The organism is Microbacterium sp. B19 (assembly GCF_000333395.1).
Classification (GTDB): domain Bacteria; phylum Actinomycetota; class Actinomycetes; order Actinomycetales; family Microbacteriaceae; genus Microbacterium.
Genome location: NZ_BADA01000140.1, coordinates 1 through 7,345 on the forward strand (window position 1 = coordinate 1; position 7,345 = coordinate 7,345).

The 7,345-nt window shown below is 71.8% G+C and carries 7 protein-coding genes and 1 pseudogene; 3 read left to right on the forward strand and 5 right to left on the reverse strand.

Annotated features, from left to right (window positions below):
- Window positions 1-242: 242 nt before the first annotated feature.
- A pseudogene (locus I5G_RS20765) lies at window positions 243-683 on the reverse strand (AIR synthase related protein); the annotation flags it as partial.
- 566 nt (window positions 684-1,249) lie between these two features.
- Window positions 1,250-1,996, reverse strand: a complete 747-nt coding sequence (locus I5G_RS23915; protein WP_239642500.1) for an endonuclease domain-containing protein — start codon at window positions 1,994-1,996, stop codon at window positions 1,250-1,252.
- A 379-nt stretch (window positions 1,997-2,375) separates the two neighbouring features.
- Here I5G_RS23915 and I5G_RS05255 point away from each other — a divergent pair, with 379 nt between their 5' ends.
- Window positions 2,376-2,987: a hypothetical protein gene (locus tag I5G_RS05255; protein WP_022878123.1), complete on the forward strand. Its 612-nt coding sequence runs from the start codon at window positions 2,376-2,378 to the stop codon at window positions 2,985-2,987.
- Between the two features lie 9 nt (window positions 2,988-2,996).
- Here I5G_RS05255 and I5G_RS05260 read toward each other — a convergent pair whose 3' ends face one another.
- Together I5G_RS05260 and I5G_RS05265 are read right to left on the reverse strand one after the other, a co-directional pair.
- Window positions 2,997-3,332: a hypothetical protein gene (locus I5G_RS05260; RefSeq protein ID WP_022878124.1), complete on the reverse strand. Its 336-nt coding sequence runs from the start codon at window positions 3,330-3,332 to the stop codon at window positions 2,997-2,999.
- A gap of 105 nt (window positions 3,333-3,437) precedes the next feature.
- The gene (locus I5G_RS05265) at window positions 3,438-3,794 is read right to left on the reverse strand and encodes a sterol carrier family protein (protein WP_022878125.1); all 357 of its coding nucleotides are present in this window, start codon (window positions 3,792-3,794) and stop codon (window positions 3,438-3,440) included.
- Window positions 3,795-4,005: 211 nt separating this feature from the next.
- Between I5G_RS05265 and purD the strand changes: the two genes are divergently transcribed.
- Both purD and I5G_RS05275 read left to right on the forward strand, forming a co-directional pair.
- Window positions 4,006-5,277: a phosphoribosylamine--glycine ligase gene (purD, locus tag I5G_RS05270; protein WP_022878126.1), complete on the forward strand. Its 1,272-nt coding sequence runs from the start codon at window positions 4,006-4,008 to the stop codon at window positions 5,275-5,277.
- 170 nt (window positions 5,278-5,447) lie between these two features.
- The gene (locus I5G_RS05275; RefSeq protein ID WP_036326462.1) at window positions 5,448-5,786 is read left to right on the forward strand and encodes a TfoX/Sxy family protein; all 339 of its coding nucleotides are present in this window, start codon (window positions 5,448-5,450) and stop codon (window positions 5,784-5,786) included.
- Window positions 5,787-5,978: 192 nt separating this feature from the next.
- On the opposite strand, the gene I5G_RS20775 is transcribed toward I5G_RS05275, so the two are convergent.
- Window positions 5,979-7,345: DHA2 family efflux MFS transporter permease subunit (locus tag I5G_RS20775; RefSeq protein ID WP_022878128.1), on the reverse strand; the 1,367-nt coding region annotated here is incomplete at its 5' end.

A 7,345-nucleotide genomic window follows, 5' to 3' on the forward strand; every position in this document is an offset into this window, starting at 1 on the left:
GTTCACGCACTCGCCGCGTCAGGTGAGCATCTACGGCATGGACCTCCCGGGCGGCGGCCTCGCCCGCATCGAGCCCTTCCCGCACGTCGGTGGGCGTCGCGACGCGCGGCAACCGCGAGCGGCTCACGCGTCTGCTCGAGGAGCTCACCGGCATGCTCGCCGTGCGCGAGCGGGTGTTCCGCGACCACGGCCTCGACTCGCTCGCCGACATGCGCCGCCAACACGCAGACGGACGCCTCCCGCTCCGCCGTCTCGCCGCCGACGAGTGCCGTGCCGGTCAGCTCGCAACCGCGCGCGATGCCCGCCACGATGTCGGCGATGCGGGTGGGGATGACCTTGCCGCACGCGATGTAGTCGGTCATGAAGAGCGGGCGCGCGCCGACCACGACGATGTCGTCGACGACCATGCCGACGAGGTCTTCGCCGATGGTGTCGTGCTTGTCGATCGCCTGCGCGATCGCGACCTTCGTGCCGACGCCGTCGGTGCTGGTCGCGAGGAGCGGGCGCGCGTAGTCGCGCAGCGCGGAGGCGTCGAAGAGGCCGGCGAAGCCGCCCACTCCCCCGAGCACCTCGGGGCCGTGGGTGCGCTTGACGGCCGACTTCATCAGCTCGACGGCGAGGTCACCCGCGGCGGTGTCGACGCCGGCAGCGGAATAGGGGTTTTCGTGGGGAGCAGAGGCCACCGGAACAGACTACCCGCAGGATCCGGCACGCCTCCCGCCTCTGCGCTTCGCGGGGGTGCGCGGGGGGGATGGTTGGGGCTGCGGCGGCGTGACGAGGGGAGGGGCTGGGGCGGAGGGAGGATGCCACGGCCTCCCGGCATCCTCCCCTGCTCCCCGACCCTCCCTTCCTCCCCGCGCGTCGGCGGGTTGAGGGCGGCGCGCCAGCCGCTGTGGACGCGGCGGCGAGCGGCGCCGTCCCCGCGACGAGGGGAGGGCGTGGGACAGAGGGGAGGATGCCACGACCTCCCGGCATCCTCCCCTCCTCCCCCACCCTCCCTTGCTCCCCGCGCGTCGGCGGGTTGAGGGCCGCGCTAGCCGCCGGAAATGGGGCGCACGGCAGGGAACGCGGTGCGCGGCAGGCGGTGTGGGCGCGACGCATGACGCCGGTGCGCGCGACGGCGCCGACCCTCCGTGACGAGGGGAGGGCGTGGGACAGAGGGGAGGATGCCACGACCTCCCGACATCCTCCCCTCCTCCCCCGCCCCCCCCTTCGTCACGCATTTGACGGGCGCGACGCCGGGATGTGACTAGTCGCGGATTCGGTGAAGCCCCTGGGCGACCGCGTTCATGGCGGTCATCTGCACCTGGGGCCAGTCGTGAATGACCTGTCGATACCCGACGCGTATGACGTGGTACCCGTGAAGGGTGAGCAGTGCATCGTGCTGGATGTCTTGCTCACGCTGAGCGTCGACGTGGTGGCCCCCATCCACTTGGAACACGAGCCGGTCTCCGATCAGGAGGTCCACGCGGTGATCGAGGATCCAGGCCTGAGGAATCAAACGAAGCCCGAGCCACCGAAGTCGGGCGATCAGATATGTCTCCAGTCCCGAGTCCGCGAATGGTTGCGCAACCTCCGCGAGCGCGCGGGCCCTCGCGGGGAGCGGCAGACGCGAGAGTTCGTCCAGCGAGATGAGCCGCTTGTTCAATGCCGACTCCCACACGACCAGTGCGTCATCACGAGGAAGGCAGGATGCAACGGCGACGAGCGTGTTGCCGACGCCATCGACGAGTGCGTCCGGGTGCCGCGGGATCAACGGGCGCGTGCGATGGACGCGCGTACCCGGAGCAACGTCCACGCGCCCCGAGTGCGGACCCGCGGCAACATGCGGTTCGGTGTGCGATGCGACCCAGAGACCGTGATGCACGGCGGCCGTGACGCACGTCAGGATCACGCCCGCGCGCGCCGCGGCGATGACATACGGATCGGCGTCGGGCAGGGCCAACCATCGGCGACGCAGCCGGATGAGTTCGCCACGGTCGATGGCATCCGCCACCGCGCGCCATGAGACTCCCGCCTCTGCCAGTCGTACTCCACGCACGACCCCGCCAGCCCGGCGAGCGAGGTCGACGGGATCGGCGCGGTGAGCTGGCATCCACATACTGTGCGCGATTCGACACGAACGCGTCCGGCGACGACGCGCTTCTGTGGACGGAATGCCGGATTCGGCGACTGGGGAGGAACCGTCGTCCGGAGTCCGTCCCTGGATGCCGCGGGACGAGCGGAGGAGTTGGGAGCTAAGGAGGATGCCGGAAGGTGGATCACTCCTCCCCTCGCTCCATGTCCTCCCGCCCTCACCGAGAAGCGGACGGGACGCAGCGACGCCGCGCGCAAGGCCCGCCCTCCCGGGCCGCGCCCGTCTCTACAATTGCGCCATGACGGGCGGCCAGCCGGAGTGGACGATCCGCGAGGACGCGGCGATCCCGGTGCTCGTCGCGCTCTATCTGCGCCAGGTCTGCGGCATCCGGGATCCGGAGGAACTCCCCGCCCTCCGGCGCGTCCCCGGGTACGACGGCATCCCGCGTTCCGAAGACGAGCAGGCGCTGCTCGAACGGGAGTGGCGCGAGCTGTGGGCGATGAGCGTCGAGCCGCTCGCGCATCCGTCACCGGTGCCGCTCGAGCTGGTGGAGGGTTTCGAGGACGTGCTGGCGCTGCCGGTGGGGCGGGCCGAGGCCCTGCGCGCGGTCGTCGAACCGCATGCGGCGGCGGCTCTGGAGTTCGCCCGCCACGCCCACGCGAGGTACCGGTCCGACAGCGCCGCCCGCCCCGGTGTCTCGTACCGCGCGTACGCGAGCGCGATCGCCGAGCACGAGCGACGTGTCGGCCGGCGGGCGCACTCGTTCGAGCTCAACGTGCAGGTGCTGCCGCTCGCTCAGCGCGGGGTGTGGTGGATCGGATCGCTGACCGTGGCGGTGACCGACGGGCTGCGCAGCGACGTCGTCGCGTTCGACACCGCCATCCATCCGATCATCGCGGAGCTGGCGTGAGCGACCGGATCAGTAGCGGTAGCGCTCGTGGTCGACGGCGACGTCGCGGACCTTCCGGCCCACGACCCGCTCGGAGATGAGGGCGGCGATCGCTCCGAGCGCCACGCCGATGACGACGAAGATCAGCGCCGTGAACATGAAGACCTGCAGCTGCGAGTACACGACGTTCGTGTAGGGGCTGAGATCGGCGCCGTCGATCGCGACCGTCAGGATCAGAGCGGCCAGGATGCCGAGCAGTGCGCCGGCCGCGAGGAAGACGCCGTACTTCGGTGCGCGGCGCACGCGCAGCGTCACGATCTCCTCGTGCACGAGGGGCTTGCGTTCGGGGGCGGGCTGCTCAGCCATGCTCACATTGTCCCACCGCGGCGGTGTTCGCGGGTCGCCGATGCTCCGACGTCGAGATCACGGCAGGGCGAGATCACGGCACGTCGAGATCACGGCAGGGCAGGGTCACGGCCTCAGCGGCAGCAGCGCGCTGAGGTCGGCACGGACGCCGGACGCGACGATCCGGCCCGAGGCCGCGGCATCCGTCCAGCTCTCGGCCCCGGTGGCGACGGCGATCCAGGTCGCGGCGTCGGTCTCGACGACGTTCGGCGGGGTTCCGCGCGTGTGCCGCGGACCCTCGATCACTTGCACCGCCCCGAACGGCGGCACGCGCATCTCGACGGAGTTGCCCGGCGCCTTCTCGACCAGCAGCTGCAGCAGGTACCGCACCGCGGTCGCGGTGGCCGGGCGGGAGGCGTCGCCCGCGGCCACGGCGGCGAGCGCGGCTCGACCGTCTCCGGTCTCGATGCGGCGGGGAGGCATGGCATCCACGGTACTCGCGGGGTGCGACATCCCGGTCGGGGGCGCGGGGGCGGGCAGCTTGGCGCCCACCCCGGCGGCAGGGTGCCGAGCCGGCGCTTAAGTGTCCACGACACGCGGATGCGGCGGCGCGGCGTCCGCGTGTCCTGGACACCGAAGAAGGGACGGCGCCGAGGGGTCGGGCGGTGTCGGAGGCGCTCGGTAGGCTGGCGGCGTGAGAATCCTGGTCCTCGGTTCGGGCGCGCGCGAGCACGCCATCATCCTCGCCCTGCGCTCCGAAGAGGTCTCGCACGCGATCTACGCCGCCCCCGGCAACGCCGGTATCGCTCGCGACGCCCACGTCGTCGACCTCGACGCGAACGACCCGGTCGCCGTCACCGAGTTCGCCAAGACCGAGGCGATCGACCTCGTCGTGGTCGGCCCCGAGGCCCCGCTGGTCGCCGGCGTCGCCGACGCGCTGCGCGAGCGCGGCATCCCGGTGTTCGGCCCGGGCAAGGCTGCGGCGCAGCTCGAGGGCTCGAAGACGTACGCCAAGCGGATCATGGATGCCGCGGGCGTGCCGACCGGCCGAGCCTTGCGCGCGCACGATCTCGCCGGGGTCGCCGCGGCGCTCGACGAGCTCGGTGCCCCGCACGTCGTCAAGGCCGACGGACTCGCCGCGGGCAAGGGCGTCATCGTGACGTCCGACCGCGCCGCCGCCCTGGCCCACGCCGAGACGTATCTGCCGACCGGTCCCGTGCTCATCGAGGAGTTCCTCGCCGGCCCCGAGGTCTCGCTCTTCTTCCTCAGCGACGGCGACCGCGTGCTGCCCCTCAGCCCCGCACAGGACTTCAAGCGACTCCGCGATGGCGACGAGGGCCCCAACACCGGCGGTATGGGCGCGTACTCGCCGTTGCCGTGGCTGCTCGAGCGGTTCGGGGGCGAGGAGGAGTTCGTCGACCACGTCACGCGCGAGATCGCGGAGCCGGTGATCCGGCAGATGGATGCCGAGGGCACCCCGTTCATCGGACTGCTCTACGCCGGACTGATCCTGACCGAGGCCGGCGTGAAGGTGATCGAGTTCAACGCGCGCTTCGGCGACCCCGAGACGCAGGTCGTGCTGCCGCGGCTCGTCGACCCGCTGTCGACGCTGCTCATGGCCGCAGCCTCGGGCACGCTCGAGGACCAGCCGCGTCCCGCGTTCGCCGAGGCCACAGCCGTGACGGTCGTGCTCGCGAGCGAGGGATACCCCGAGGCGCCGATCACGGGTCGCCCGCTCACCGGGCTCGACGAGGCCGAAGAGGTCGACGCCGTGCACGTCGCCCACGCCGCGACGGCGTTGCACGACGGCCAGCTGCTCGCCACCGGCGGGCGCGTGCTCAACGTCGTCGCCCTCGGCACGACGTTCCGCGAGGCCCGCACCGCCGCCTACGAAGCGCTGAGCCGCATCGGGCTCGAGGGCGGTCAGTACCGCACAGACATCGCGGCCCGCGTCCTCGAGGACTGACCCGGCCGGGGGCGGTCCGGGCCGCCGCTCGCCGTCGCCGATCCGCGAGACGGCATCCCGCTGACATCTCCCCCGCAGCCTGCAACCGGAATGTCAGCGCACTGCAGTCTCGGCGCTGACCGACGACTCGCCTCTCGCCCCGGCATCCGGTTCCGGGCTACCGTGTGCGCATGGTGGACCGGGATGCCATGGCCCGAGCGCACGCGATCTTCGACCCGATCGCGGAGAGCCTGTGCGCGCTGCCCGACGTCGACATGGGGCGAATGTTCGGGACCGAGGGCGTCCGGGTGCGCGGGAAGGTGTTCGCGTTCGTCGCGCATGAGGGCGGGCTGGTCGTCAAGCTGCCGGAGCAGCGCGTCGGCGAACTCGCCGCCGATGGCGTCGGCGCCCCGATGGTCATGCGGGGTCGCCCGCTGCGGGAGTGGGCCGAGATCTCTCCGGATGCCGCCGAGACCTGGGCCGCGCTGATCGACGAGGCGCGCCGCTTCGTCGATGCGATCACCCCCTGACGCCGCGGCAGGCGCCCCGGGCGGCCGCCCGCCGGCGCGCGCCCGCGTCGCGCCCGCGCGGCCGGCCGTGCGCAGAATCGCCGAGACTGCAACTGCCTGACATCCCCACTGCAGTCTGCAACCGAGATGTCAGGCGCGTGCAGTCTCGGCGATCCGAGACGCGCCGGACAGGACCGAACGCGCCGAAGCGAGCTACTCCCCCGCGGCCGCGGGCGCGGCCTGCGCGGCGGGGGCGGCGTCGCGCGGAGCGCCGTGCGGACGGATCACCGACGGCCGCTTCATGAACAGCACGGCGATGAGCCCGACGAAGATCACACCGATCGGCAGGAACAGCGACTGGCCCATGGCGTTCGTGAAGCCCTCGACGACCTGCGGCGGAAGCGATCCGGAGCCGAAGCTCTGCGTGGCATCCCCCGCTCCGGGCAGGTTGGCCTCGAGGCGCGCCTGCATGAAGGCGGCGATGGATGCCGAGCCGATCACCGATCCGATCACACGGGTCGTGTTGTAGATGCCGGCACCGGCACCGGCCTGCCGCGGCGGCAGGTTGCGCGTCGCCGTGGTGGCCAGCGGTCCCCACATGCCGGCGTTGCCGATACCCATCAGCGCGGACGGGATGAGGAACGCCCATATCGGCGCGTCGTTCAGGATCAGCGCGGTGTACAGACCCAGCGATCCGCCGACGAGCAGCAGACCGGGGACCAGCAGCACTCGCGGGTCGGTGCGGTCGAGGAGCTTGCCGGCGAACGGCGCGAGCGCGCCCGACAGGATCGCGAGCGGGATGAGCAGCAGGGCCGACTCCGTGGGGGTGAGGCCGCGGGCGAGCTGCAGGTAGAACATCTGCGGCAGCGCCATGCTCGTCACGGTGAAACCGACCGCGGCGATGGCGAGGTTCGAGACCGAGAAGTTGCGGTCACGGAAGAGGTCGAGCGGCACGAGCGGCTCGGTCTTGCTCCGCGCCTGCGTCCACACGAACAGCGCCATGACGACGACACCGGCCGCGACCATCGCCCAGATCCACGCGGCCCAGTCGAAGTGCTCGCCCTCCTGCAGCCCGAAGACGATGAGGAACAGACCGACGGCGCTCAGGGCGACGCCGAGGAAGTCGAACTTGTGGGTCGACTGCGGCAGCTGCGGAACGAGGATCAGCGCGGCGATGAAGCCGATGACACCGACGGGGATGTTGATGAAGAAGATCCACTCCCACCCGAGGCCGTCGACGAGCAGGCCGCCCGCGAGCGGGCCGACGAGCGTCGCGACGCCGGCCGTCGCGCCCCACAGGCCCATGGCCGCACCGCGCCGCTGGGGCGGGAAGGTGCGGGTGATGACCGCCATGGTCTGCGGCGTCATGAGGGCGGCGCCGAGGCCTTGGACGGCACGGGCGAAGATCAGCACTTCGAGCGACGACGCGAGGCCGCACGCGAGCGACGCGATCGTGAAGATCGCGAGGCCGACGAGGTAGACGTTCTTCGGGCCGAAGCGGTCGCCGAGACGGCCGGTCACGAGCAGCGGCACGGCGTAGGTGAGCAGGTACGCGCTCGTGACGCACACGACGTGTCGAG